The organism is Sulfitobacter litoralis (assembly GCF_900103185.1).
Taxonomy (GTDB): Bacteria; Pseudomonadota; Alphaproteobacteria; order Rhodobacterales; family Rhodobacteraceae; genus Sulfitobacter; species Sulfitobacter litoralis.
Map to the genome: position 1 here is coordinate 18057 of NZ_FNJD01000025.1, position 25678 is coordinate 43734.

Here is a 25678-nt window from a genome sequence, read left to right on the forward strand (position 1 = left end):
CAACCAATCGGGGAGGAACGGCACATGGCTGAATTCGATATCATCATCTACGGCGCAACTGGATTTACGGGGCGGCTGGTCGCGGAATACATCCACGCGACCTATCCAGACCGCCCATGGGCCATGGCCGGTCGCAGCGCGTCCAAGCTTGCGTCGGTGCGCGACGAAATGAGCCTGCCTGCCGATACACCCCTGATCGAGGCAGATGCCTCTGACCCGGCGTCGCTGGACGCGATGGTCGCACGGGCGCGGGTCATCATCACCACGGTTGGCCCCTATCTGCTGTATGGCGAACCGCTGGTCGCGGCTTGTGTCAAAGCCGGCACCGATTACGTCGACCTGTCGGGCGAGCCGCCCTTCATGTGGGACATGATCGAGAAATACAACGATGCCGCCAAAGCCAGCGGTGCGCGCATCGTGCATTCATGTGGCTTCGACAGCATTCCCTTCGACATGGGCGTCTATTTCCTGCAGCAAGAGGCACAGAAACGATTTGGCGCGCCGCTGAAAGACGTCAAAGGTCGGGTGCGCGGCATGAAGGGGACCTTCTCTGGCGGGACAGCCGCGTCGGGCAAAGAGACGATGAAGCTGGCCATGGGTGATCCCGATGTGATTAAACGCTTGGTCTCATCCTTCGCACTGACGCCGGGGTTTGAGGGGCCGACACAGCCTTACGGCAACAAGCCCTACGAAGACCCTGATTTCGGCATCTGGGTCGCCCCCTTCGTGATGGCATCGATCAACACCAAGAACGTGCACCGATCAAACATGTTGATGGGCCACCCCTACGGCACGGATTTCACCTACGAAGAGATGATGTTCACCGGCAAAGGCGAGAAAGGCGAAGCAATCGCCAGCAGCATCGCCAAATCCAACCCCATGGGCGACGGTGATATCAAACCCGGCGAAGGCCCCTCGAAAGAGGAACGCGACAACGGCAGCTATGACCTGATGTTCACCGGCGTTTCCGACGGGGGCGAGCGGCTGACTGTCGGCGTCAAGGGCGACCGCGATCCGGGCTACGGGTCTACCTCCAAGATGTTGACCGAAGCCGCTATCTGCCTGATCGAAGAGGCCGCATCCGCCCCCGGTGGCGTGCTGACGGCGGCACCCGTCTTTGGCAGCGCGATCATCGACCGGCTGACCGCCAATGCGGGGCTCAGCTTTGACGTAGAAAGCTGACGAAAGCTTCCCTCGCGGTGATCATCACTGCGGGGGCTTCGCATGCTGCCTCTTGAACCGGCGCAGCGGATCGGCAACCGTACTCTGTGCGCCACCCCCACGATGGTGAAATCCTGCGGGTCGAAGCCGACGGGGCGATCAGCGTCTTTACGCAAACCGACGGTCGCCCTTTGGGGATAGAATGTAAGCGGCGGCACGCTTTTTGTAGCCGACGCCTCTCGCGGCATCGCGTCGATTGATTGCAGTTTTGCCTATGGGGTACTGAAGCAGCCGAACGTCTTTCCCGTGGTGACCTAAACCACCCTACGGATCGTCGAACCGGTCGTGCACACCTTCCAGCAGCGTATCCAGTGCGGACAGAAAATGCGCGGCCGCTTGGGGGTCGAGCTTGTCCAGAAACCGCGCCTGATGCGCGTCGACCAGCACCCGCGCACGTGCCAGCAGGTCTTGCCCCGCGTCGGTCAGCGTGATCGCACGGGCGCGCCCGTCCCCTTCTGTCAGGTTTTGCACCAGCCAACCTTTGTCGCGCATCTGCTTGAACGTCCGCGACGCCGTGGGGCGGGTGATGCCGATATTCTCGGCGATACCAGAGGGCGCGGTGATGCCTTCCAGCGCGATGCTTGCCAAGACGCACCATTCCAAACGTGTCAACCCAAGCTGCGACAGCTCTTTGTCCAGACTGGCGCGCATAATTGCCGCCAGCCGCGACACGCGAAAGCCCAGCCTGTCGTGCAGGCTATACGGGGCAGAGGCAGAGGTGCTTTCGGATCCGGTCATAACGCATGAATACTTCATTTTTGCTGCACCGCTACTGTTTGCTTGCAAAATAGTTGATACATGACAACTATAGCGGCGAATTACGAGGCAACACCCATGACCCCACGGCTGCGTTCACGCAAAAACCGCCCCATCCATATGGGTGCCTATCCGACCGAAAAGCTGCAGCGCGCAGATGGTGCGGCAGGGCCTGTGCCAGCTTTCAAAGCTTTGGGGCCTGCGGAGGATGACCGCCCTCTGGCACAAGCTACGCGGGATCACCGCGCTATGCTGGATGCGATCCGCGAGGGTCTGGTGAACAAGGCCATGGCCGAGATCCCCGCCGATCTGACAGAGCGCGCGCAGCACCTCAAGGCGTTTGCCTATTTCAACGACGCGACGATGGTGGGGATTTGCAAGCTCGCTCCTGACCACCATCTGGCACAGCCCCTGCGCAATGCGGATGTGGCGCGGCTGGCGCAGGATTTGCAGACGCGTCAGGTCAAGACGCTGGCCTCGGGCGTGGATGCGATCATGGCGGACCTGCGCGATTCAGCCTCGGCACCAGAGACGGACATCAACGGGCATACCCACGCGCTGGTGGTCCTGTTTGCGCACCCCCGCGCCGTTGAGCAGAATGAACCAGGTGCCGCGTGGATTGCGGGGATGGAGGAACACCGATCCTCTCTGCTGGCCGCTGAATCGGCGGCGGTGCTGTCAAATTACATTCGCCTGCTGGGGCGTCCGGCGCGCGGGCATACCATGACGGCAAGTGATGTGGACCTGAGCCAGCTGGCGGTGGCGGCGGGGCTCGCCCTGCCCCAAGACGGCCAGTTGACTGCCCCCTTCGTCGGCACGCGGTTTTCGCTGGCCGCGATCACCATGGCAATGGATGTGGCCTGCGACCGGCCCTTGGCCGCCACAGCCACCCTGCCCCGCACACCGCCCGCCTATGCGACGCGGCGCTTTGCCGATGGCGCGCAGCCGTTCGAAAAGCTTAAACGGGTGGGCAGCCCCACGACCTATATGGATGAGCCCCGCATCCCGCGCCTGCCCAAACGTACCGATATGTTCAGCCGTGCGCTGTTCGGCGATATGGGCAAGAAACTGCAAGACGGGGCCACCGGCGGGCGGTACATCCGCAAAACGCCGACATCCATGGCGCAACGGCGTGCCTTGGGGGCTTTCTGCCTGCTGCAGGATGGCAAGGCGGCCGAGACACAAACAGCCCCAGCCCCTCAGCAAGCCGCAGAGATGGTCAAAGCCGTCGCCTATTTTCTGGGGGCCGATGCCGTGGGCGTTAGCCGTTGTCCCGATTGGGCGTGGTACAGCCATGACGCCACCGGCACCGCGATTGACCCGCCCCATGATCAGGCGATCAGCCTTGTCATCGATCAGGGATTTGACACGATGGAGGGGGCCTCGGGCGATGACTGGATCAGCGTGGCGCAATCCATGCGGGCCTATTTGCGATTTAGCCTTGTGGGCGGCGTGCTGGCGCGGTTGATCCGCGATCTGGGCTATCCGGCCAAGGCGCATACGGTGATGGACGGCGATGTGCTGCAACCGCCTTTGCTGTTGCTGTCGGGCTTGGGCGAGGTCAGCCGCATCGGCGAGGTCATCCTGAACCCCTACCTTGGCCCACGTCTGAAATCGGGGGCGGTAACGACGACCCTGCCGATGACCCACGACAAGCCGATCGATTTCGGCCTGCAGAAATTCTGCGAAAGCTGCCAGAAATGCGCCCGCGAATGTCCCTCTGGGGCGATCACGGCGGGGCCGAAGCTGATGTTCAACGGCTACGAAATTTGGAAATCCGACAGCCAGAAATGCGCCACCTACCGGATCACGACCGAAGGCGGTGCCATGTGCGGGCGCTGCATGAAGACCTGCCCGTGGAACCTTGAGGGGATCTTGGCCGACAGCGTGTGGCGCTGGACCGCGATGAAGCTGCCCGCCACGGCGCCCGCCCTTGCCAAGCTGGATGATCTACTGGACCGTGGCGACATCAACCCCGTCAAGAAATGGTGGTGGGATCTGGAGGTGCAAGACGACGGCGGCTACCGCCCCACCGACAAGCCGGTGAACACCCGCGGTCTGCAAAAAGACCTGAAGCTGCGCGCGCAGGACCAGACGCTGGCCGTCTACCCTGCGCCGCTCGCCCCGCATCCCTACCCCTACCCCGACCCGATGGACCGCGAGGCCGGTATCCGCGCCTATGGCGAGATGATCCCTGCCGCGACGCACCGCGCGCGGGTCGCACGCGGCGAGACGCAAGGATTGGTGCCCGCGCTCAAACCGCTGGCCGACAGTCCGGTGCTGGCGCTGACCGTCACGTGTGCTGACGTGCTGAGCGACGGGATCACGCGGTATGAACTGCGCGACCCAGACAGGGCGGATTTGCCCGCGTGGCAGGCAGGGGCGCATCTGGATGTGGTGATCGCGCCCGAATACCTGCGCCAGTATTCCATGTGCGGCGATCCGTCGGACCGGTCGCGCTATGTCATAGCCGTCCAGCGCGAGGATCAGGGCCGCGGCGGCAGCGCCCTGATGCACCGTATCTTTAGCCAAGGCCGCAAAATTTTCGCCGCGCGTCCGATCAACCATTTCCCCCTGACCGAAGACGCCCCCTTCAGCGTGTTGATGGGCGGCGGCATCGGCGTCACGCCGATGATCGCCATGGCGCACCGGCTGCATCAGTTGGGCCGCCCTTTCGCGCTACATTATTCCGCCCGCACCGCCGCTGATCTGGCCTTTGCGCCCGAGATCGCTGCCGCACCTTGGGCCGCCCAGGCCGTGCTGCACATCAGCGATCAGGGCAGTCGGGCAGCGTTTGATGCAATCTTGTCAGATCACCCTAAGGGCAGCCACGCCTACGCCTGCGGCACCCCGGCCTATATGGAGGCCGCAATGAACGCCGCCGCTTGCGCAGGCTTTGCCGAGGATCAGTGTCACATCGAATATTTCGCCGTCCCCGAAGCCCCCCCGCGCGAAAATCACAGCTTTACGGTCCATCTGGCCAAGACCGGCAAGGACATCCACGTGCCCGCCGACCGTAGCCTGTCCGATATGCTGACGGAGGCGGGCGTGCCGGTGGATGTGAAATGCGCCGACGGGATCTGCGGGGTCTGCGCCTGCGGGCTGGTCGAAGGCGACGCCGACCACCGCGATTATGTGCTGTCACAGGCGCAGCGTGAAACCACCTTGATCACTTGCCAGTCGCGTGCGGCGGCAGCGGACGGGCATCTGGTGCTGGACCTCTGAAAATATAGCGTTCGACACCTCAGTAAAGGCAGGGCGGGTATGCGAAAACTGCGCTTGCAATACCCCCTGCCTTTCTGTCTACGGGCGCCACCGCAACCGACCGCAGGCTGGACCGATCATGACAGAACCCAATGGCGCATCGATCACGTTTGAGGACGTGGGCAAAGCCTATTCGAAATCCGGCGGCACGACTGTCACGGCGCTTGAAGGCGTCTCTTTGGCGATGGAGCCGGGATCAATCACCGGCATCATCGGACGGTCGGGGGCTGGCAAATCAACCTTGCTGCGCATGGTCAACGGGATCGAACGTCCCACGACGGGTGCGGTGCTGGTGGGTGGACAGAATGTCGGGGCCGCCAAAGGGGCCAAGCTGCGCGCAATCCGTCGCGATGTGGGGATGATTTTTCAGCACTTTAACCTGCTGGCCTCGCGCACCGTGGCGGGCAACATCGCCCTGCCGCTGGAAATCGCCGGTGTGCCATCATCGCAAATCAAACCACGTGTCGCCGACCTGATCGAACGGGTCGGGCTGACCTCGCACGCCACACGCTATCCGGCAGAGCTTTCGGGCGGGCAAAAACAACGGGTGGGGATCGCGCGCGCACTGGCCACAGGCCCCAAGGTGCTGCTGTCGGACGAGGCGACATCCGCGCTAGACCCCGAAACGACGCAAACGGTGCTGTCGCTGCTCAAGGACATCAACCGCGACCTGGGGCTGACCATCCTGCTGATCACCCACGAAATGGCTGTGGTCCGTGACATCGCCAGCCATGTCGCCGTGATCGACGGGGGTCGCATCGTCGAACATGGCGAGACTTACGATATTTTCACCGCGCCACAGCATCCGACCACACGGTCCTTCCTGTCGGGGGTGACGGGCGTTACCCTGCCCGCTTTCGTCAAGGACCGTCTGATGCCAAACCCACCCGCGCAGGGCGGCGAAGAGGTGATCCGCGTGACCTTTGCAGGCCAGCATGCCACCGACCCGATGCTGGCGCGGCTGACGCAGGACGTGGGCATTCCGGTCAATATCCTTGCCGGTGCGGTCGAGGAAATCGGCACGCGCCCCTTCGGCAACCTGCTGGTGTCGCTGCCTGTGGCTAAGGCCGCAGAGGCGCGTTCATTTTTGGAAAGCCACAGGCTTATGACGGAGGTGCTTGGCTATGTCGGCTAACCTTATCAACCTACTGATCGAGGCCACGGGCCAGACGCTTTATATGGTCGCCATCTCGGCGCTGCTGGGAACGCTGCTTGGCCTGCCCTTGGGGCTGTTTTTGGCGACATCGCAACGCGGCGAGCTGTTGTCGGCACCGTGGGTCAACAAAATCCTCGGTCTCGTCGTCAATGCCACCCGGTCGGTCCCGTTCATCATACTGGTGGTCGCGATCATCCCCTTCACGCGGATGGTTGCGGGCACGTCGATCGGCACGACAGCCGCGATTGTGCCGCTGACGATTGCCACCGTGCCCTTCATCGCCCGGCTGGTCGAAAACGCGATCCGCGAGGTCGATTCCGGCCTGATCGAGGCGGCGCGCGCCATGGGGGCGACCCCGTTGCAGATCATCCGCAAGGTGCTGCTGCCCGAAGCGCTGCCCGGTATCACGCTTGGCCTTACACTCGCCATCGTTAGCCTAATCGGCTATTCCGCCATGGTCGGCGCCGTGGGCGGCGAAGGTTTGGGCGATCTGGGCATTCGCTATGGGTATCAACGGTTTATGCCCGATGTTATGGCGGTCGTTGTGATCATCCTCATCGTGCTAGTCCAGCTTGTGCAATCGATCGGCGAACGCATCGCAGCCGCTGTCGACAAACGCGCCACCAAAAGCGGCGGGCAATAGCGTCCCGTCGCCTCCTCCCCCTACTTCGTTTCCCAGTTAAAGGAGCATACACATGCTACGTCTTGTAACCCTGACATCCACACTTGCCCTGATGGCTACATCCTTGATGGCCGAGCAGATCAAAGTCGGCGTTTCCCCCGGCGAGCACGCCGAAATCATGGAAGAAGTCGCTCGCGTTGCAGAGCCGATGGGCCTTGAAATCGACGTCATCGAATTCTCTGACTACGTTGTGCCAAACCAAGCGCTGGCCGATGGCGACATCGAGGCGAACTCCTTCCAGCACGTGCCTTACCTTGAAGCACAGATGAAAGACCGCGGCTTTGCGCTGGCGGTTGTGGGCAACACGATCACCACGCCCATGGGCGTCTATTCGGACAAGATCACCGACATCGCCAACCTTGAAGAGGGCGCGACCTTTGGCATCCCGAACGATCCCACCAATGGCGGCCGTGCGCTGCTGGTCCTGCAACAACTTGGCATGATCAAAGTCGATCCCGAAGCGGGTCTGGTGCCGACGGTTCTGGACATCATCGAGAACCCCAAAGACCTGTCGTTCAAAGAACTCGACGCGGCGCAGCTGCCCCGTTCGCTGGCGGACCTTGATGCGGCGCTGATCAACACCAACTACGCGATTGCCTCGGGCCTCAGCCCCAAGGAAGATTCCATCGCGATGGAAAGCGCCGATAACCCTTATGTGAACGTGATCGCTGTGCAGAAGGGCAACGAAGACGCGCCTTGGGTCAAAACCCTGCTAGAGGCGTATCATTCGGACGAGATCAAAGCGTTCATCGACGAAAGCTACCACGGGACTGTGATTACATCCTGGTAAGCTAAATGTCGGATACCGCCTGTTGCACGGGCGGTATCCGACGCGGTTGTGCATGGTTCGCAGTGCCCACCGGTGACAGCGCAAACGCAAGCCATTGATATTGGCGGCAGTTGCGCCAGTTTGACATGCAGCGGCATGTCGTGTGACCGTCCCCGAAACCAATAACAAGTTGACCCGATGGACGATCTTCGCAGCACGCTTAAATCTTTGTACGACGGTCGCAGCGCCCGCGCGCGGCGATTCCGCTATGGGCTGATCCTGTTTGATTCAATCTCGATCGTCTACTTTATCACCACTGCGGCCCTTACTGCGACGCCCCTTTTCGTCACGCTAAACGCGATCTTTGGCGTGTTCATCGTTCTCGATCTTGCCGCGCGTCTGTGGATTTCGACAAACCTGCGCAAAGAGCTGATGCGCATCTATACGCTAGCCGATCTTGTGGTGGTGATTTCGCTGGTGCTTGCGCCGCTGATGGCCGAAAGCTTTGCGTTCTTGCGGGTGCTGCGCGGGCTTCGACTGATCCATGCGTACCATCTATTGTACGATCTCAGGCGTGAAAGCATGTTCTTTCGCAAACACGAGGATGCGATCCTTGCGGCGGTGAACCTGCTGGTCTTTATCTTTGTCATCACGTCGCTGGTTTTCGTCCTGACCTTTGATGGGGATGCAGGCATCGCGGGCTATGTCGATGCGCTCTATTTCACTGTGGCAACGCTTACAACGACAGGCTTTGGCGACATCACATTGACCACGACGGGCGGCAAGCTGTTGTCGGTTTTCATTATGGTGGTCGGCGTCGCGCTTTTTGTGCAGCTGGCGCGTACAATCTTTCAGCCCGCCAAGGTGAAACACACCTGCCCGGAATGCGGGCTAAGCCGCCACGAGTCTGATGCTGTACACTGCAAGCATTGCGGCACCACGCTCAAGATCGAGACCAAAGGCGACACCAGCGGTTAGGCAGCGCAGGTCGAACGGGCAGCGGGTTCGACCCGACCGTACGGCGCTCCCCCCTATCGCCTTTAAGCTTTCATAAAGGCTGGGCGTTGGTCTTTTCTGATAAAGGACCACGCGATAAACCGACTTGTTTTCTGCCCCTGCGCCATCTCGACAACGTCGCAGTTGGCCACTTTGGCCTTTTTCAGGATTTTATACAGCGTTTGCACATTGTCCTTTTTCGACACGAGCGACGTGAACCACAGACATTGATCGGCATAGGCTCGGCTTTGGTCGACCATATTGGCGATGAACTTTATCTCGCCGCCCGGGCACCAAAGCTCGGCGTTTTGTCCGCCGAAGTTGAGCTTGGCAGAACGTCCCTTGCCAAGATTGGCCCATTTTCGCTGGGTGCCTCTGGCGGCTTTTTCCATCGAGGCGTGAAAAGGCGGGTTGCACAGGCTGACGTGGAAACGGTCGTCGGGCTTTATCACACCGTTAAAGACATCTTCACGGGCAGGTTGCAGCCTCAGGTCCACATCCAGAGTGTTATCGCGGCAAATCTGATGCGCAGATTCAAGCGCCACAGGGTCGATATCCACGCCGGTAAAGTGCCAGCCGTAGGCGCTCTGCCCGGTTAGGGGGTAGACCAAGCTGGCACCGGTCCCGATATCCAGCGCCTTGATCTTCGCCCCGCGCGGAATTTCGTTCCCGTTACTGCGCGCCAGCAGGTCCGCCAGATGGTGGATATAATCGACACGCCCCGGAATCGGGGGACAAAGATAATTGGCGGGAAGATCCCAGACCTCGACATCGTAGTGCGACTTGAGCAGCGCCCGGTTCAGCATGCGAACAGCTGCCACATCCCGAAAATCAATGGTGGTCTCACCCGCGGGGTTGCGGGTCGTGAAGGGCTCCAATTCAGGGAGGCAAGCGACCAAGCGCGCGAAATCATAGCCCTCTTTATGCGGGTTACGGGGGTGTAGATTGGTCTTGGTGGCCATCGAGAAGCCTTTTTTGAAGGGGTGGGAAAGAAGCAAAGCTCTGCGCCCGTCTTACGCCCATGCGCCCCCAGAGTAAAACCAAAGCGAAAGCCCCCGCCCCTCGGGCAATCCAGCGGGGCAATTATTTTTCACTCTCCCCCAAAAAACCGTTGTTAGTTACAAACGCAACCTTTACGCAGTCGAAGAACCGGACCCATGGAGGCGACGATGACTGATAAAAAATATCCAGCCCGCATGACCCAGGCCCCCTCCCTTGCAGGGCCGCACGCGGGATACATGCCCGGTTTCGGCAATGATTTTGAAACCGAAGCGCTGCCTGATGCCCTGCCCCAAGGGATGAACAGCCCACAAAAATGTAACTATGGCCTGTACGGCGAACAGCTGAGCGGGACGGCCTTTACCGCACCGAGCCATCAGAACGAGCGCACGTGGTGCTACCGTATTCGTCCATCGGTCAAACATTCGCATCGCTACGAGAAGATTAATCTGCCGCATTGGAAATCCGCACCCAATATCGTGGACGAGGTGACCAGCCTTGGCCAATACCGCTGGGACCCGCTGCCGCACAGCGACACGCCGCTGACATGGTTGACGGGCATGCGCACGATGACGACCGCAGGCGATGTCCACACACAGATTGGCATGGCGACGCATGTGTATCTTGTGACAGACTCCATGATCGACGCGTATTTCTTTTCCGCCGACAGCGAGATGCTGGTCGTCCCGCAAGAAGGCCGTTTGCGTTTTTCAACCGAGCTGGGAATTATCGACGTCGCGCCGCAAGAGATCGCCATTATTCCGCGCGGGTTGGTTTACCGTGTCGAAGTCCTTGAAGGTCCGTGCCGCGGGTTCGTCTGTGAAAACTACGGGCAGAAGTTCGAACTGCCCGGGCGGGGGCCCATCGGTGCCAACTGCATGGCCAACCCGCGTGACTTCAAGGCCCCCGTGGCCGCGTTCGAAGACCGCGAAGTACCATCGACCGTAACTGTAAAATGGTGCGGCGCATTTCACGAAACCAAGATCGGACAATCGCCGCTGGATGTGGTGGCGTGGCACGGAAACTACGCGCCGATGAAATACGATCTGCGCACCTACTGCCCCGTAGGCGCAGTGTTGTTCGATCATCCTGATCCTTCGATTTTCACCGTTCTGACCGCCCCGTCTGGGCAAGAAGGCACCGCGAACATCGATTTCGTCCTGTTCCGCGAACGCTGGATGGTCGCCGAAGATACTTTCCGTCCTCCTTGGTACCACAAGAACATCATGTCCGAATTGATGGGCAATATTTACGGCCAATACGATGCCAAGCCCAAAGGGTTCATCCCCGGCGGCATCAGCCTGCACAATATGATGTTGCCCCACGGGCCGGACCGGAACGCCTTTGAGGGGGCGTCCAACGCGGTTCTCAAGGCCGAAAAGCTCGATAATACGATGTCGTTCATGTTCGAGACCCGTTTCCCGCAGCAACTGACAAAATTCGCCAGCCATGAGGCACCGTTGCAGGATGACTATATCGATTGCTGGGCCGACATCGAAAAGAAGTTCGACGGGACGCCGGGTAAGAAATGAAACTCTATTCCTACTGGCGATCGACCACATCCTACCGCATTCGCGCAGCGCTGAACCTTAAGGGGCTGGCGTATGACGCGGTGCCGGTTGACCTCGTTGCTGGCGATCAGCGCGCGCCCGATTATGTTGCGTTGAACGCCGGCAAGGGCGTGCCAACCTTGGTGCTAGAGGACGGCACGGCGCTGACCCAGTCGATGGCGCTCCTCGAGTATATTGATGCGACATGGCCCGAACCGCGCCTGATCCCCGCTGATGCTTTGCTGCGGGCGCAGGTAATGGCGGTGGCACATACTGTCGCGCTTGATATTCATCCTGTGAACAATCTGCGTCTGATCGGGCAGCTCAGGACCCGTTTTGGTGCGACGCCCGATCAGGCGACCGATTGGATGTGCCACTGGATGAACGAAGGGTTCGCAGCGCTCGAGGCCATGCTGCCAGCCGGCGACAGCTTTGCCTTTGGTGACGCCCCCAACATCGCCGATATCTGCATCACGGCTCAGGTCTATAATGCCCATCGTTGGGGCGTTGACCTGACGCACTTCCCCAAAACCGCGCGTATTGAAAGGCTTTGCCTGAATATCCCGGCCATCGCCGATGCGCATCCCGACACTCAGCCCGACAATCGGACCGACGCGAAAGTAGCCACATGACATTGATGAAAAGCTGGGTAACCAGCGCAAACACGCCCGACACACCCTTCCCTCTGAACAATCTGCCCTACGGCGTATTTTCGGTCGGCGACGAAGACGCCCGCTGCGGGGTCGCGATTGGCGATATGATCCTTGATATGGCAGCGCTTGAAACAGCAGAGTTGATCCATCTGGACGACGACGCCGCCTTCGACCTGCCATTCTGGAATGATGTGATGGAGCTGGGCCCCGACATCTGGGCCAAGCTGCGCGCACGGCTGCACGAAATGCTGGCCGAAGGGTCGGCGGATCAGGCGGCGATTGAACCCTACCTTGTGCCGCTTGCGGATGCGCGACTGCATATGCCGCTGATGGTATCCGAGTACACCGATTTCTATGCGGGCCGTCAGCACGCACAGAACATGGGCGCGATCCTGCGCGGGTCGCCAGATCTGCCGGCCAACTGGCTGCACATTCCGGTGGGCTACAACGGTCGCGCATCTTCAGTTGTTGTTTCTGGCACCGACATCCATCGCCCCAATGGCCAATCCAAGGCTCCTGACGCCGATGTGCCGTCCTTCGGCCCCTCTAAACGGTTGGATATCGAGCTTGAGATGGGCGCGATCGTCGGCACGTCTTGTGAATTTGGCACCCCGATCACGGTCGATCAGGCGGATGCGATGATCTTTGGCTATGTGCTATTGAATGACTGGTCTGCCCGCGACATTCAGGGCTGGGAATATCTGCCGCTTGGCCCGTTTCAGGGCAAGGCCTTCGGCACGTCGATCTCTCCGTGGATCGTCACTGCGGCGGCACTTGATCCCTTCCGGACGGCGACACCAGCGCGTGAAAAGGAACTGCTGCCGTATCTCGACAGCACCATCGACGGCTTGTTCGACATCGAGCTTGAAGTTCTGATGCAACCCGAAGGGGCCGCCAAGGCAACGTCCCTGTCAAAAACCAACTATAGCCGGATGTATTATTCCGCCGCCGAACAGCTGTGCCACCATGCCAGCGGCGGCTGCGGCATGAACTCTGGTGATCTGCTGGGCTCCGGTACGATCTCGGGGCCAGATAAATCCGAATACGGGTCCCTGATGGAGCTGAGCTGGGCGGGGCGCGACCCCTTCACGCTCGACACCGGCGAGACCCGCACATTCATCGAAGACAACGATACGTTGATCCTGCGCGGTGGCGCGAAGGGCGATGGGTATCAAATCGGGTTCGGCACGTGCGAAGGCACGATCCGTCCCGCCGTTAAATTCCCCACATAAAGGACCAAAACAATGGCAAAAGCATTCGCATCCCAAGGGGATCTGTCCGAAAAGAAAATCACCTTCGACGAAGTCGGAGAGGGTCTGTGGGCCTTCACAGCCGAGGGCGACCCGAACTCGGGCGTCATCATCGGCGACGACAGCGTCATGATCGTCGAAGCGCAGGCAACGCCGCGCTTGGCCAATAAGGTCATCGAAAAGGTGCGCGAAGTCACCGACAAGCCGATCAGCCACGTGGTGCTGACCCACTATCACGCCGTGCGCGTGTTGGGTGCGTCGGCTTACGGCGCGGATCAGATCATCATGTCGGACGCCGCCCGCGCCATGGTCGAAGAGCGCGGTCAGGAAGATTGGGACAGTGAATTCCAGCGTTTCCCACGTCTGTTTGAAGGCCATGAATCAATCCCCGGCCTCACCTACCCGACGACCACCTTTAACGACAGCATGACCGTTTATCTGGGCAAACGTCGCGTTGATATCAAACACATCGGTCGTGCGCATACGGCAGGTGATGCGGTTATCCACGTGCCCGACCAGAATGTGATGTTCACCGGCGACATCGTCGAAGACCATTCCGCGTGCTATTGTGGTGACGGGTATTTTGGCGATTGGGGCCAGACGCTTGATAATATCAAAGCCTATGATGTCGATGCCATCGCACCGGGTCGCGGGGCGGCATTGATCGGCAAAGACGCTGTTGAACGGGCGATTGAGAGCACGCGTGACTTCGTCGAAAGCACATACAAACCCGCACAACGGGTCGCCATGAAGGGCGGCACATTGAAAGACGCATGGGATGCCGTGCGCGCCGAATGTGATCCGAAATTCCACGACTACGCGATCTATGAACACTGCTTGCCGTTTAACGTAAGCCGCGCCTTCGACGAGGCCCGTGGTATCTGGCACCCCCGTATCTGGACCGACAAACGCGATCTGGAAATGTGGGCGCAGTTGCAGGGCTAAGGCCAAGTCTGGGAGGATTACTCATGGTCGACGTCCGCTACGACATCGCGTTCAAACTGTACCCTTACGAAAAGGTCGCAGATCAAGATCTGGCACCTCGACGACACCCTGTGGTGATCGTCGGGGGCGGGCCTGTGGGGATGGCAACGGCCCTTGATCTTGGGCGCAAGGGTACACCTGTTCTGGTGCTCGATGACCACGAAGGCGTCGGGCAAGGCAGTCGCGCCATCTGCTTTGCCAAACGCACGCTTGAAATCTGCGACCGTCTGGGGGCAGCCAAGGGAATGGTCGACAAGGGCGTCGTGTGGAACGTCGGCAAGGTGTTCCACGGCGACAAACGCGTGTTCGAATTCAACCTGTCGCCCGAAGACGGGCACAAGGCACCTGCGTTTATCAATCTACAACAACCCTATTTCGAAAAACACCTCGTAGAGGAAATTCGCGTGGCACAGTCGCAAGGCGCGCCCATCGAAATCCGCGGGCGCAATGGGGTCACTGGTATGTCGCAGCACGGCGATCATGTGCTGATTGACGTCGATACGCCCGATGGCCCCTACCAGCTTGAGGCGGATTGGGTGATTGCCTGTGATGGGGCGCGTTCGCCCACACGCGACATGCTGGGGCTCAGCTTTGAGGGGCGCGTCTTTGAGGATAACTTCCTCATTGCCGATGTCAAAATGAAGGCTGATTTTCCGACCGAACGCTGGTTCTGGTTTGCCCCCCCTTTCAAAGACAGCGGCGCCTCTGCCCTGCTGCACAAACAGCCCGACGATATCTGGCGTATTGATTTCCAGCTTGGGTGGGACATTGACCGCGCCAAAGAGCTTCGCGTTGAAAACATCCGTGCACGTGTGGATGCGATGCTGGGCGAAAATGCCGAGTACGAACTGGAATGGACCTCGATTTACACATTCCAATGTCGACGCATGGAGAAGTTTCGTCATGGGAACGTGCTGTTCGCGGGCGATAGCGCGCATCAAGTGTCGCCGTTTGGCGCACGCGGCGCGAATTCCGGCGTGCAGGATGCGGACAATCTGGCTTGGAAGCTTGATCTGGTGGTCAAAGGTCTTGCCCCCGATACGCTGCTGGACAGCTATTCAGAAGAACGGGTCCACGGTGCAGATGAAAACATTCTGAACTCGACCCGAGCGACCGATTTCCTGACCCCCAAGACCGAGATGAGCAAAATCTTCCGTGACGCTGTGCTCGAGCTTGCCCATGACCATTCTTTCGCGCGGGTTATGGTGAATTCCGGTCGACTGTCGCTGCCTTGCAGCTATGAACGTCTGTCGTTGAATGGGCCCGATGCGCTGAACGGCCCGACGGTCAGCCGGGTCGGTGCAAATTGCAGTGACGCCCCCCTGAAAGACGGGTTCTTGCTGGATGTTCTGGGGGGCGATTTTACCGTTCTGGCGATCGACACAGAGGTGCCGCAGCTTGCGGATGTTGACGGGATCACACTGAAAACCGTGACGTTGGATACCGGCCGCGACGACGTAAGCGGCGCGATCGCCGCGCGCTATTTGGGCGAAGCCCCCAGCGGCATTTATCTGATCCGCCCGGACCAACATGTCGCGGCCCGTTGGGCAGTAGCCAGCGCTGCCGACATCCAGTCCGGTGTGCGCATTGCGACAGGAAGAGGGCAGTGAACATGGTACTCAATCTGAACCCGAATATCAAAGATCCCGACGGATTTTATGATGAGCTGCTTGGGGCGCACAGCGGGCTGAGCAAGGACGAAAGTGACGCGTTCAATGCGCGGCTGATCCTTATTCTGGCCAACCACGTGGGCGACAGGGCGATCCTGCGCGCCGCGTTGAACGCCGCAAAGTAACACCGTTCGAAACATCGGACATCGCAACATCGCGGCAGGGAGGCCGCGTTGAAACAACCCAAAGGGGGGAATACTCATGACTAAATTCACATCCATCGCGCTGATCAGCGCATTGCTATCGGGCACAGCTGTTGTGCCAGCCTTCGCGGATACCGAACTGGTGTTGTCCAGCTGGCTGCCACCGCGCCACCCGATCGTGGTCAACGCCATCAAACCTTGGGCCAAGGAGGTCGAAGAGGTCACACAAGGCCGTGTTACCGTGCGGGTTCTGGGCCGTGCCTTGGGCAGCCCACCGGCGCATTTTGACATGGCGAAAGACGGCATTGCCGACATTACCTATGGGCTGCACAGCTTTAGCCAAGACGATCGTTTCGATGCGTCCCAGGTCGGACAGTTCTCCTTTATTGGTGACGACGCCGTGACCGCATCGCAAGCGTTCTGGACCGTCTACACCGAAGATCTGGGCGCGCGCGACGATCACGAAGGCACCCATCTGCTCAGCCTGTTCGTCCATGGCCCCGGACTACTGCACAACAACGTGCGCCGCATTGAAACGCCCGAAGATTTTAGCGGCCTGAAGATGCGCGTCCCCGGCGGCTATATTGCCGAATTCGTGGAAGACCTCGGTGCGACGCCGTTGTTCATGTCCTCTACCGAGGTCTACGAGAAACTGTCGCGCGGCGTGATCGACGGCGCGGCCTTTACCTACGAGGCCCTGACCGCATTCAACCTGACAGACGACATCAAGTATTCGATGACCGTTCCGGGCGGGATCTATAACACGTCGTGGTTTCTGGTGATGAACGAAAAGAAATGGGACGGCATCGGCGCCGAAGATCAAGCCGCGATTGACGCTATCTCGGGTGTTGCTTTTGCAGAGCGGGTTGGCGCGGCATGGGACGCGGCGGACGCAGCGGCCGTGGTCGAGATCGAAGAAGCCGGTATCGAGGTCTATGCCGCACCTGACGCGGTTCTTGACGCTGCGCGCACATCGGCAACCGCCCTAGAGGCAACATGGGCAGAAAGCCTTGGCAGCGAATTTGACGGGCGCGCCGCGTTGGCACGTCTGCGCGAAATCTCTGGTGTTGCTCAATGATCATGCGTTTGTTGGGCCGGGGACTTGAAGTGTGTTCAATCGCACTTCTCCTTGGTCTGATGACCGTCACGGGCCTTGATGTAATTGGTCGATATTTCTTGAACGCGCCCTTGAAGGGGGCGTTCGAACTGACCGAAATCCTATTGGCCGCCCTCGTATTCACCGCGCTGCCACTGGTAAGTCGCGCGGGGGAACACGTGGATGTCGACATCGCCACGAGCTTCCTGCCTGCCCGGCTGCAACACGCGCTTTCGCTGGTCATCGCGATCTTGTGCGCGGGGACCTTGCTGTTCTTTGCGTGGCGCTTGGGGCTGCTCAGCCAAGCGCAGGCAAGTGATGGTGCACGGTCGGTGGCCTGGGGCGTCCCCTATGCGCCGCTTGCGCTGCTTGGTGCCTTCATGTGTCTGCTTGCGGCGACCTATGGGATCATAAAAGGGACTGCCAAGAATGATTGAATCGACCGTCGGGATCCTGGTTCTCCTGGGTCTCATCTTTTTGCGGATGCCGATTGCCTTTGCGATGTCGCTGGTGGGCGGCATCGGTTTTGGCCTCATGCGTGACTGGAATGCCGCTGGCGCCATGGTGGGCAATGCGGTGTTCGAAACCGGGCTCAGCTATTCGCTATCCGTCGTGCCCCTGTTCATCTTTATGGGCAATATCTTGGCGCAATCGGGCATCGCGCACGGGTTGTTTGCCGGTGCTGACCGGTTGTTCGGTCGTATGAAAGGCGGGCTGGCCCTTGCCACGATCCTAAGCTGCGGCGGGTTTTCTGCGGTCTCGGGATCATCACTTGCGACCGCAGCCACGATGAGCCGCGTCGCCATGCCACCGATGCGAAAATTCGGCTATTCCGATAGCCTCGCCTCCGGTGCGATCGCTGCGGGCGGGACGCTCGGGATCCTCATTCCGCCTTCCGTGATCCTGATTATCTACGGTCTTCTGACCGAAAGCGACATCGGCAAGCTGTTTATTGCGGGGCTTCTGCCAGGGCTGCTCGGGATCATTCTGTATATGGCCGCCGTAGTGGTCGCCGTCAGGCTAAAGCCCGATCTTGCCCCGCCTGTGACGCAGTCGAAACCGATGACGAAACAGGATCGTATCGGCGTATTTGGCACATTGGGTCTGTTTGTCTTCATCATGGGCGGCATCTATGGCGGGTTCTTTACCCCGATCGAAGCCGCTGGCATGGGGGCCATTTTCTCGCTCGTCCTTGCGTTGCTTATCCGGGGACTGAACTGGAGCGGTTTCGTCGATGCCTGCCGCCAGACCGTGTCATCGTCGGGTATGATTTTTGCGATCATCATCGGTGCCGAAATTTTCTCGGCGTTTGTGAACTTTGCAGGGTTGCCCGATGGTTTGGTCGATCTGGTCTACACGTATGACCTGTCCGCATGGGGCGTAATCTTTATCATGGTCGCGATCTATCTGATCATGGGCTGCGTCTTTGAAAGCCTGTCGATGATCTTGCTGACCGTTCCTGTGTTCTATCCGGTTGTGAGCCAGCTGGACTTCGGCGGCGGTGTATTGGGCGACCCAGAACTTGTTCTGATCTGGTTTGCGGTGATCGTTGTCGTCGTGACCGAGATCAGCTTGATCACACCGCCTGTCGGTATGAATGTCTTTGTCCTGCGTTCTGTCCTCAAGGACGTTTCGCTGAGCACAATCTTTCGCGGCGTATTGCCGTTCTGGATTGCCGACATCGTACGACTGGCGCTGCTCTTGGCGGTCCCGTCGATCTCGCTTGTCCTGCTGACCTAGCCTGCCTCAAGCGACAAGGCACGGGGCCGCTAATCGCCCTATAGCTGGGCGAACCGCGATTTCAGCAGCGCTTCGTCATATTCGCTTTGGGCGGTGCTATCGTACACGACCCCGCCGCCGACATTCAGCTTTGCCTGACCGTCGGCGGTGCAGGCCAAGGTCCGGATGGCGACATTGAATTCCATCGACCCATCGGGCGCAATCCATCCGATCGTGCCGCAATAGGCATCACGGGCCGTCGTTTCGAGATCCGAAAGGATCTCCATCGCGCGGATTTTTGGCGCACCTGTAATTGACCCGCAGGGGAAAACAGCCGTCAGGATATCAGTCAGTGTGCAGTCGGGACGGATCGTCGCCGTCACCTCCGAGATCATCTGATGCACTGTCGCATAGCTTTCGATCTCGAACAGGGCCGGCACCCGAACGCTGCCTATCTCTGAAATACGGGCGAAATCATTTCGCAAAAGATCCGTGATCATCAGGTTTTCGGCCTGATTTTTCTCGGACGCACGCAGCCACGTCTTGAGCGCTTCATCTTCTGCAGCATCCGCGCCACGGTTGACCGTCCCCTTCATGGGACGGGTGCGCAGCTGGCCTTGGGCCGAAAGCGAGAAAAACAGTTCCGGCGAACGACACAACAGCTTTGCGCCGCCAAGATCAACAAAGGCACCGTAGGGCACGGGCTGTTTTTGTTTCAGTTGCTCATAAAGACGATCAAGACGGCCCTCGTAAGTCGCCGTCATAGGGAACGTCAGATTGGCCTGATAGATATCCCCGTCGCGCAAGTAGCGCTGAATGGTATCAAACGCCGTCTTGTAGGTTGGAAAATCCCACTCCGGTTTGAAACGTCCAAGGCTGGCGTCGCCTGTCGCAACCGGCGCGGGCGGCGTATCAAACCGATCAAAGACGCCAAAGCGCAGCAACGGTTCACCCAGGTCTGCCGGCAATCTGCCGCGCAGTTTCGGAATGAGCGCATAGCCCAGTTCGTAGGACGCGGTCCCTGCGAGCCATTTTCCGGCTTTGTGTTCGGTCTCTACCGCGCGCAGGGCATCGGCCACCTCGTCGGGGTGCCACGCCTCGATGATATGTGCCGGTCTATGAAACCAAGAGCCGGTTCCAAGTGGCCCTCGGTCAAACAGGATCGACGGACCTTGCGCGGAATGTGCCATTTAGAAATCAGCTGCGATACGCATTTCACGCAGCGGGCGGACAATGTCGATACAGTCTTGGTATATCTGATGCGCCCGATACGCCTTCAACGCAGCCTCATTCTCGAACTCGGCATAGACGATCACATCAACATCATTGGCAAAGCGATCTTCATTCCGGTTCCGCGAAACCTCGAAATGCTTCACTGATGGGATGGTGCCGAGCATGGACAGACCTTCGACAATTTGGTCAATATCTTTGGCGTCTTTGCTGCTGAAAAACACGACATGACGAATGATCTGGCCGTTAGATTTCTTGTCTGACATTTGACTGTTCCTATGCACGGTTAGCGGTGGGACTTCGGGTGGGGTACATGCTGTTCCCGTCGCTGCTGCTCATCTCACGAGACCATCGGCAACACAATACTGGCAGCCGCCACGCATGCACCCATCATTGCGCGCCGCAGCAAACGCCTGGACCGTGGCCTCGCGATGCAAGGCCATAGGCCGCATATTACCCACGTGCCCCCTTGACCAGTTGCGATACGGCTCAAGGCCGTGACATCACATCACGGCCTTGTTCAGGGGCATCGGGTTCCAGCACCCCTGCCCTTCAGTCAGTGCCGACTTAGAAGCCGCCCAACACCTGCTTACCGATCACGCGGCCGCTTTCTTGCTTCAGATGGGCGGCCCGCAGGGCGTCAACGGTCAGGTTGTCTCCTCTTTCGGTGACGGTGGATTGCAGGGTGCCTGCATCGATCATCTCGGCGACACGGTTCAACAGGTCCCGCTGGGCACCGATATCTTCAGTGCCGAACATCGAGCGGGTGAACATGAATTCCCAGTGGATGCTTAAAGCCTTGGGCTTTGCCGCCTTGATGTCGAGAGCTTCGGGATCATCAATCAAGGCGATCTGCCCGCGAGGGGCGATCAGGTCGATGATCGCGGGCCAGTGCTGGTCCGTCGCGGTCAGCGCGGCGACATAGGTGGGGACAAGACCAAGGTCAGCCACCTGCGCAGCCAGATCGCCACGGTGGTCCACCACGTGATCCGCTCCCATCTTGCGCACCCAGTCCTGCGTTTCGGGTCGCGAGGCAGTTGCAATAACCGTGAGCCCCGTCAACGCCTTGGCGAGTTGGATCAAAATCGATCCCACCCCTCCGGCACCGCCGATGACCAGTAGCGTCTGGCCACTGCCGCCCCCCTCGGTCAAGCGAAAGGCGTCAAACAGCATTTCCCAAGCGGTGATGGATGTAAGTGGCAGTCCGGCGGCCTCGACGAAATCAAGGCTGGCAGGCTTGCGCCCCACGATCCGTTCGTCCACCGCATGAAATTCGGCGTTGGTACCGGCGCGGGTGACATCACCAGCGTAATAAACCGCGTCGCCGACCTTGTAGCCTGTCACCTCATTGCCGATTTCAGTGACGACGCCAGCCGCATCGAACCCAAGCACGCGCGCAGCGCCTTCAGGCTCTACGCCGGCGCGCAGTTTGACGTCCACCGGGTTGACCGAGATCCCCTCGACCGCGACCAAAAGATCGCGTGGTCCGACCACTGGCTGGTCCATTTCAATAATTTCGAGCGTGTCTGCGTTGCCCGCCGCGTTGTAGCCGATGGCTTTCATGAGTTGATCCTTTTTTCTGCTGAAAGACAGATAGCCCTTGCGAAACCGTAAAAATACAGCAGTTTTCAGAGTTAATTATTCTGATTCTGGAGATAATGCCGTGGACACTGATAACCTGCGCCTTTTTGTGATGGCCGCCGATAGGTTGAATATCTCTGCCGCTGGACGCGATCTTGGTCTTGCGCCGGCGGTGGCCAGCGCACGGCTCGCCAAATTAGAGCACGAGCTTGGTGTCGAGCTGCTGCACCGGACCACGCGCAAGGTGTCGCTGTCCCTCGAGGGGTCCGATTTCCTACCCTATGCACGCGAGATTCTGGCGCAGGCAGAGGCAGCCAAAGCCGTCCTTGGCGGCAGTGAAACCAGCCCGAAGGGCACGTTGCGCTTTGCCGCGCCGAGCAGTTTTGCGCAGCGGCATATCATGCCATTGTTACCCAGGTTCCACGCATTATACCCCGATTTGACGCTGGACCTCCGCCTTTCCGACACCCGTTTCGATGCGATCGAGGGCAGCTTTGACCTTGCCCTTCGCAGCGCGCCCCTGACAGACAGCAGCCTCAAGGGGCGCAAGCTGGCGGAGGACACCCGCGTATTATGCGCCTCCCCTGAATACATCGCAGCACATGGCGCACCGCAGACCCCGGCAGAGCTTGAGGGGCATCGTTTTACCGCTTGGAAAGACCTAGAGCCACGCGAACTGATCGGGCCCGAGGGGGCGACCGCGCTTCTTGATCCGACATGTATGAACTGCCGCACCATCGTAGACGACGGCGACGCGCAGCGCGAAGTGACCCTTGCGGGTGCAGGCGTGTCAATCAACTCGCTCTGGAGCGTCACTGACGAGCTTGCCTCGGGCCGCCTGATACGGATGTTGCCGAAATGGAAGCTGAACGACAATTCGGTTTTGTGGCTGGCCTATCCCCGCTCGAACGTGCTCACCCCGAAAACAAGGATCTTGATCGACTTTTTGATCGATAGTTTAGCCATCCGCACCGAGTGGGGCGACTGACCGCCGAACCTAAGGGTCAGGCCCCCGGTGGATCGTCGGACCCACGTCCGCTTGGCGGGGCGGCTGGCGTTGCGGCACAGATCTCGCGCAGCGCCGATTTCAGGCCTTCCTCAAGGGTTGGGTGGTAGAAGGGCATATTCAGCAGGTCGCTTGCCGTCTCGCCACGCTGGATCGCGTGAACAAGCAAATGCGCCATGTGGTCGGCACCGGGGCAAAACAATTCGGCGCCGGTCAGACGCCCGTCAGGCGTAGCATAAAGCCGGACAAGACCCTTCGCGCGCGCTTCGACTTTGGCACGGCCCTGATCTGCATAGGAGGCACAGCCGGTTAATGTGTCCTCATCCGGACCCTCGCCGAGTATGGCGAGCGGCGGATCGCTAAAGGTTAGCGTGAAGGTCGGCATACGCGGGTGGGCATTTATCGACGGATAGGCAGCGGCGTTGCTCCCTGCCACGTTTCCCTCGTCACTTGCCTCGTGCAGCACGGCCGCGTCAGCGTTCACGTCACCCGCGATAAAAACGGACGTGTCGCCGCATTGCATCGTGGTGCGGTCAAAGACCGGCACGCCATGTTCATCAAGCTCAAGCCCTGCCGCGTCAAGCCCGAGTCCCTCAAAGGCAGGCGGACGGCCTGTCGCGACGAGAACGCGGTCGAACGCGCGCTTGCCGCTAGAGGCACCGGACCACGACAGTTGCACGCGACCATCGAGTTTTTCGACATTCAGGTCGACGCCAAGATGGAGCGGAAGCTCCTCCCCGATGATGTTGACAACTGCGGCCTGCACGTCTGAATCCCGCGCGCCGCCGAGTGTATCGCCTTGATCAAAAAGGACCGTTTCGACACCAAGCCGCGACATAGCCTGCGCCAGCTCCAGCCCGATCGCACCGCCCCCGATCACAGCAAGCGAGCCGGGGAGATCATTCATCTCGAACACGCTCTCGTTGGTGAGGGCAAGATCGCCGAGGCCTTCGAACGGCTCGGGGATGCGCGCATAAGATCCGGTCGCGATCACAATCGACTTGGCGCTTACCGTGTCACCGTTGTCGAGGGTGAGTGCGTTCAGACCGGCAAGATGCGCGCGCGCCTGAATGCAGGTTCCAGCCGGAAGTTTGTCAAACGAAGCACGCGTTGCTTTCACAAATTTGTCGCGCTCGCGGCGGACGCGTTCTAGCACCGCCTGCCCGTCGACCTCGACGTGACCCACATTAACACCGAATACGCCCGTGCCATGGGCATTATGCGCCGCGTTTGCCGCAGCGATAAGAAGCTTGGACGGCATGCAGCCCGTATTTGCACACAGCGTGCCACGGAAGGCGTCGTCAATCAGGAGAGTGCGCGCGCCATCGCGACGCGCGCTCCGCTCGGCAGCGAGGCCGGCAGTGCCGGCCCCGATGATGGCGACATCGGTGTCATGATGCGCCATCACTTCGCCTCTTGATCCGTCATATAAATCGATTTGGCGTTGACGAACTCCTTCATGCCAAAGCCGCCATGCTCGCGCCCGTAGCCCGAGTTTTTCACACCGCCGAATGGCATGTTCGGAAGCGCAATATTGTACCCGTTGAGCGTGATCATACCGGTATCGAACTGCTCGCTCGCCAGCTTGCGTGCGCGCGCCTCGTCACGGCTGAAGATACCACCACCAAGGCCATAGCGACTGTCGTTGGCGATGCGCATGGCGTCTTCGTCGTTCTCGGCGCGGATCACGGAAGCGACGGGACCAAACAGCTCATCGTCATAGGCGGGCTGGCCAGGCTTCACGTCGACCAGCACGGTCGCGGGGTAATAGGCACCCTTGCGGTCCGGTGTCTCGCCTCCGACCACGGCGCGCGCGCCTTTTTTGATGCTTTCTGCCACCTGCTCCGCCAGCTTGTCACGCAGATCGTTGCGCGCCATTGGTCCAAGACCGATGTCGGCGTCCGTCGGATCACCCATCTTGATCGCTTTCATCTTCTGGGTGTAGCCCTCGACAAAAGCGTCGTAATTTTTCGCCGTGACGATAAAGCGCTTACCGTTCACGCAGGTCTGGCCGTTGTTGTAGATCCGCGCCGTGACACAAGTATCCACCGCGAGATCGATATCGGCATCGTCCAGAACGATGTAAGCGTCGTTCGATCCAAGTTCGAGCACGGACTTTTTCAGCTGCTCCGCCGCTTTCTGCGCCACGGTCCGGCCAGCGGTATCGCTGCCTGTCAGGGTCACGCCGCGCACCAGATCGTTTTCAATAACCAGATCGGACTGGTCGTGGTCAATCAAGAGCACCGTAAAGAGGTTCTTTGGAAGGCCTGCTCGCTCCATCAGATCACGCAGGAAAAGCCCCGACCCGGTACAGTTTTCCGCGTGCTTGAGAAGCACCCCGTTGCCGGTCATCAAGTTGGAGATTGCATAGCGCACCACCTGATAGCAGGGGAAGTTCCACGGCTGGATACCGTAAATGACACCCAGAGGGGCATAGTGGACGACACCCGTGCCACCGGGAATATCGCGTTCCTCGTCGGCCAGCGCGTCAGGTCCGTGATCAGCAGTGAAGTTACAGATTTGCACGCACAGATCGATTTCGTCGCGGCTGTCGCCGATCAGCTTGCCGACCTCGCGAGTCATGAGCTGGGCAAAATCTTCTTTGCTGTTGGAAAGTTCCTTGCCGATAGCTCGGATGATCTCGGCGCGATCCTTTGTCGATTTCAGCCGCCAGTCGAGGAAAGCATCATGGCAACCACGCACGGCGTCTCGCGCTTCATCGTTGGTCATGAGGGTGTAGGTTTCCAGAGTTTGCTCTGTCGCTGGATTGATGGTGGTGATCTGGCCGGTCATGAATGCCTCCGCAGTAATTTCAAATGAATTGTATGGAAACAACGTGTCCTGTCTGCTTTCGTTCCTTGTGTGCGACTATGCTGCGCGCACATTATGGAGAGCAGATTGAAACCTCCGAGGGTTCCGGCCCTGTTTTGGTGGAAGCGATATATGATAAAAC

Annotated in this window: 23 protein-coding genes; 16 read left to right on the top strand and 7 right to left on the bottom strand. The window is 59.6% G+C overall.

Translation table 11 applies throughout. The features are described from left to right. The first annotated feature begins 24 nt into the window (after positions 1–24). Entirely contained in the window at positions 25–1182 is a 1158-nt protein-coding gene (locus BLQ98_RS15795) for a saccharopine dehydrogenase family protein (protein WP_093734214.1), read from the top strand. A gap of 303 nt (positions 1183–1485) precedes the next feature. On the opposite strand, the gene BLQ98_RS15800 is transcribed toward BLQ98_RS15795, so the two are convergent. Continuing rightward, the gene (locus BLQ98_RS15800; RefSeq protein WP_093734215.1) at positions 1486–1959 is read right to left on the bottom strand and encodes a MarR family winged helix-turn-helix transcriptional regulator; all 474 of its coding nucleotides are present in this window, start codon (positions 1957–1959) and stop codon (positions 1486–1488) included. 96 nt (positions 1960–2055) lie between these two features. Here BLQ98_RS15800 and BLQ98_RS15805 point away from each other — a divergent pair, with 96 nt between their 5' ends. The 5 genes from BLQ98_RS15805 (at position 2056) to BLQ98_RS15825 (ending at position 8826) form a co-directional block, all read left to right on the top strand. Beyond that, on the top strand, positions 2056–5202 hold the full coding sequence (locus BLQ98_RS15805) for a 4Fe-4S double cluster binding domain-containing protein (RefSeq protein ID WP_093734216.1): 3147 nt from the start codon (positions 2056–2058) through the stop codon (positions 5200–5202). Positions 5203–5320: 118 nt separating this feature from the next. Then, a complete protein-coding gene (locus BLQ98_RS15810) occupies positions 5321–6376 on the top strand; it encodes a methionine ABC transporter ATP-binding protein (RefSeq protein WP_093734217.1) in 1056 nt (351 codons plus the stop codon). Continuing rightward, complete coding sequence (locus BLQ98_RS15815) at positions 6366–7040, top strand: methionine ABC transporter permease (protein ID WP_093734218.1); 675 nt, start codon at positions 6366–6368, stop codon at positions 7038–7040. The genes BLQ98_RS15810 and BLQ98_RS15815 overlap by 11 nt, the downstream gene beginning before the upstream one ends. 52 nt (positions 7041–7092) lie before the next feature. Further along, positions 7093–7869, top strand: a complete 777-nt coding sequence (locus BLQ98_RS15820) for a MetQ/NlpA family ABC transporter substrate-binding protein (protein ID WP_093734219.1) — start codon at positions 7093–7095, stop codon at positions 7867–7869. A 177-nt stretch (positions 7870–8046) separates the two neighbouring features. Then, positions 8047–8826: a potassium channel family protein gene (locus tag BLQ98_RS15825; protein ID WP_093734220.1), complete on the top strand. Its 780-nt coding sequence runs from the start codon at positions 8047–8049 to the stop codon at positions 8824–8826. Positions 8827–8888: 62 nt separating this feature from the next. On the opposite strand, the gene rlmF is transcribed toward BLQ98_RS15825, so the two are convergent. Beyond that, positions 8889–9806 (bottom strand): 23S rRNA (adenine(1618)-N(6))-methyltransferase RlmF, encoded by a 918-nt coding sequence (gene rlmF / locus BLQ98_RS15830; protein ID WP_093734221.1) that lies wholly within the window; start codon positions 9804–9806, stop codon positions 8889–8891. A 207-nt stretch (positions 9807–10013) separates the two neighbouring features. On the opposite strand from rlmF, the gene hmgA reads away from it, so the two are divergent. From hmgA to BLQ98_RS15875, 9 genes are all read left to right on the top strand, one after another. Beyond that, entirely contained in the window at positions 10014–11375 is a 1362-nt protein-coding gene (gene hmgA, locus BLQ98_RS15835; RefSeq protein ID WP_093734245.1) for a homogentisate 1,2-dioxygenase, read from the top strand. Next, positions 11372–12025, top strand: a complete 654-nt coding sequence (maiA, locus tag BLQ98_RS15840) for a maleylacetoacetate isomerase (RefSeq protein ID WP_093734222.1) — start codon at positions 11372–11374, stop codon at positions 12023–12025. The genes hmgA and maiA overlap by 4 nt, the downstream gene beginning before the upstream one ends. Next, positions 12022–13278: a fumarylacetoacetase gene (fahA, locus tag BLQ98_RS15845; protein ID WP_093734223.1), complete on the top strand. Its 1257-nt coding sequence runs from the start codon at positions 12022–12024 to the stop codon at positions 13276–13278. Before maiA ends, fahA begins: the two co-directional genes overlap by 4 nt. Before the next feature lie 12 nt (positions 13279–13290). Beyond that, positions 13291–14241, top strand: a complete 951-nt coding sequence (locus BLQ98_RS15850; protein ID WP_093734224.1) for an MBL fold metallo-hydrolase — start codon at positions 13291–13293, stop codon at positions 14239–14241. Positions 14242–14264: 23 nt separating this feature from the next. Beyond that, a complete protein-coding gene (locus BLQ98_RS15855; RefSeq protein ID WP_093734225.1) occupies positions 14265–15890 on the top strand; it encodes an FAD-dependent oxidoreductase in 1626 nt (541 codons plus the stop codon). A 2-nt stretch (positions 15891–15892) separates the two neighbouring features. After that, the gene (locus BLQ98_RS15860; RefSeq protein WP_093734226.1) at positions 15893–16075 is read left to right on the top strand and encodes a DUF2783 domain-containing protein; all 183 of its coding nucleotides are present in this window, start codon (positions 15893–15895) and stop codon (positions 16073–16075) included. 76 nt (positions 16076–16151) lie between these two features. After that, positions 16152–17171: a TRAP transporter substrate-binding protein gene (locus tag BLQ98_RS15865; RefSeq protein WP_093734227.1), complete on the top strand. Its 1020-nt coding sequence runs from the start codon at positions 16152–16154 to the stop codon at positions 17169–17171. Between the two features lie 59 nt (positions 17172–17230). Then, a complete protein-coding gene (locus BLQ98_RS15870; RefSeq protein ID WP_237273479.1) occupies positions 17231–17626 on the top strand; it encodes a TRAP transporter small permease in 396 nt (131 codons plus the stop codon). Beyond that, positions 17619–18929, top strand: coding sequence for a TRAP transporter large permease (locus BLQ98_RS15875; RefSeq protein ID WP_093734229.1), 1311 nt, complete (start codon positions 17619–17621; stop codon positions 18927–18929). Before BLQ98_RS15870 ends, BLQ98_RS15875 begins: the two co-directional genes overlap by 8 nt. A 38-nt stretch (positions 18930–18967) precedes the next feature. Here BLQ98_RS15875 and BLQ98_RS15880 read toward each other — a convergent pair whose 3' ends face one another. The 3 genes from BLQ98_RS15880 to BLQ98_RS15890 all read right to left on the bottom strand — a co-directional run bounded on the left by BLQ98_RS15880 (position 18968) and on the right by BLQ98_RS15890 (position 21701). Beyond that, positions 18968–20098, bottom strand: coding sequence for an aminodeoxychorismate synthase component I (locus BLQ98_RS15880; protein WP_093734230.1), 1131 nt, complete (start codon positions 20096–20098; stop codon positions 18968–18970). Then, positions 20099–20404 carry a Dabb family protein gene (locus tag BLQ98_RS15885; RefSeq protein WP_208596082.1) on the bottom strand — a complete coding sequence of 102 codons (306 nt, stop codon included), beginning with the start codon at positions 20402–20404 and terminating at the stop codon, positions 20099–20101. Positions 20405–20705: 301 nt separating this feature from the next. Further along, a complete protein-coding gene (locus tag BLQ98_RS15890) occupies positions 20706–21701 on the bottom strand; it encodes a zinc-binding alcohol dehydrogenase family protein (protein ID WP_093734231.1) in 996 nt (331 codons plus the stop codon). A gap of 100 nt (positions 21702–21801) precedes the next feature. Between BLQ98_RS15890 and BLQ98_RS15895 the strand changes: the two genes are divergently transcribed. After that, on the top strand, positions 21802–22707 hold the full coding sequence (locus BLQ98_RS15895) for a LysR family transcriptional regulator (RefSeq protein WP_093734232.1): 906 nt from the start codon (positions 21802–21804) through the stop codon (positions 22705–22707). 16 nt (positions 22708–22723) lie between these two features. Here BLQ98_RS15895 and BLQ98_RS15900 read toward each other — a convergent pair whose 3' ends face one another. Next, positions 22724–24130, bottom strand: a complete 1407-nt coding sequence (locus BLQ98_RS15900; protein ID WP_093734233.1) for a dihydrolipoyl dehydrogenase — start codon at positions 24128–24130, stop codon at positions 22724–22726. Continuing rightward, on the bottom strand, positions 24130–25518 hold the full coding sequence (locus tag BLQ98_RS15905) for an NAD-dependent succinate-semialdehyde dehydrogenase (RefSeq protein WP_093734234.1): 1389 nt from the start codon (positions 25516–25518) through the stop codon (positions 24130–24132). Before BLQ98_RS15905 ends, BLQ98_RS15900 begins: the two co-directional genes overlap by 1 nt. Between the last annotated feature and the right edge of the window lie 160 nt (positions 25519–25678).

What these genes read in the sequence shown, in the direction of transcription:
- BLQ98_RS15855 (WP_093734225.1), top strand. Translation starts at nt 14,265, where the DNA reads ATGGTCGACGTCCGCTACGACATCGCGTTCAAACTGTACCCTTACGAA.
- BLQ98_RS15885 (WP_208596082.1), bottom strand. Translation starts at nt 20,404, where the DNA reads ATGTCAGACAAGAAATCTAACGGCCAGATCATTCGTCATGTCGTGTTT.
- maiA (WP_093734222.1), top strand. Translation starts at nt 11,372, where the DNA reads ATGAAACTCTATTCCTACTGGCGATCGACCACATCCTACCGCATTCGC.
- hmgA (WP_093734245.1), top strand. Translation starts at nt 10,014, where the DNA reads ATGACTGATAAAAAATATCCAGCCCGCATGACCCAGGCCCCCTCCCTT.
- BLQ98_RS15860 (WP_093734226.1), top strand. Translation starts at nt 15,893, where the DNA reads ATGGTACTCAATCTGAACCCGAATATCAAAGATCCCGACGGATTTTAT.
- BLQ98_RS15880 (WP_093734230.1), bottom strand. Translation starts at nt 20,098, where the DNA reads ATGGCACATTCCGCGCAAGGTCCGTCGATCCTGTTTGACCGAGGGCCA.
- BLQ98_RS15825 (WP_093734220.1), top strand. Translation starts at nt 8,047, where the DNA reads ATGGACGATCTTCGCAGCACGCTTAAATCTTTGTACGACGGTCGCAGC.
- BLQ98_RS15815 (WP_093734218.1), top strand. Translation starts at nt 6,366, where the DNA reads ATGTCGGCTAACCTTATCAACCTACTGATCGAGGCCACGGGCCAGACG.
- rlmF (WP_093734221.1), bottom strand. Translation starts at nt 9,806, where the DNA reads ATGGCCACCAAGACCAATCTACACCCCCGTAACCCGCATAAAGAGGGC.
- BLQ98_RS15890 (WP_093734231.1), bottom strand. Translation starts at nt 21,701, where the DNA reads ATGAAAGCCATCGGCTACAACGCGGCGGGCAACGCAGACACGCTCGAA.
- BLQ98_RS15850 (WP_093734224.1), top strand. Translation starts at nt 13,291, where the DNA reads ATGGCAAAAGCATTCGCATCCCAAGGGGATCTGTCCGAAAAGAAAATC.
- fahA (WP_093734223.1), top strand. Translation starts at nt 12,022, where the DNA reads ATGACATTGATGAAAAGCTGGGTAACCAGCGCAAACACGCCCGACACA.
- BLQ98_RS15795 (WP_093734214.1), top strand. Translation starts at nt 25, where the DNA reads ATGGCTGAATTCGATATCATCATCTACGGCGCAACTGGATTTACGGGG.
- BLQ98_RS15875 (WP_093734229.1), top strand. Translation starts at nt 17,619, where the DNA reads ATGATTGAATCGACCGTCGGGATCCTGGTTCTCCTGGGTCTCATCTTT.
- BLQ98_RS15900 (WP_093734233.1), bottom strand. Translation starts at nt 24,130, where the DNA reads ATGGCGCATCATGACACCGATGTCGCCATCATCGGGGCCGGCACTGCC.
- BLQ98_RS15800 (WP_093734215.1), bottom strand. Translation starts at nt 1,959, where the DNA reads ATGACCGGATCCGAAAGCACCTCTGCCTCTGCCCCGTATAGCCTGCAC.
- BLQ98_RS15805 (WP_093734216.1), top strand. Translation starts at nt 2,056, where the DNA reads ATGACCCCACGGCTGCGTTCACGCAAAAACCGCCCCATCCATATGGGT.
- BLQ98_RS15865 (WP_093734227.1), top strand. Translation starts at nt 16,152, where the DNA reads ATGACTAAATTCACATCCATCGCGCTGATCAGCGCATTGCTATCGGGC.
- BLQ98_RS15870 (WP_237273479.1), top strand. Translation starts at nt 17,231, where the DNA reads ATGACCGTCACGGGCCTTGATGTAATTGGTCGATATTTCTTGAACGCG.
- BLQ98_RS15905 (WP_093734234.1), bottom strand. Translation starts at nt 25,518, where the DNA reads ATGACCGGCCAGATCACCACCATCAATCCAGCGACAGAGCAAACTCTG.
- BLQ98_RS15810 (WP_093734217.1), top strand. Translation starts at nt 5,321, where the DNA reads ATGACAGAACCCAATGGCGCATCGATCACGTTTGAGGACGTGGGCAAA.
- BLQ98_RS15820 (WP_093734219.1), top strand. Translation starts at nt 7,093, where the DNA reads ATGCTACGTCTTGTAACCCTGACATCCACACTTGCCCTGATGGCTACA.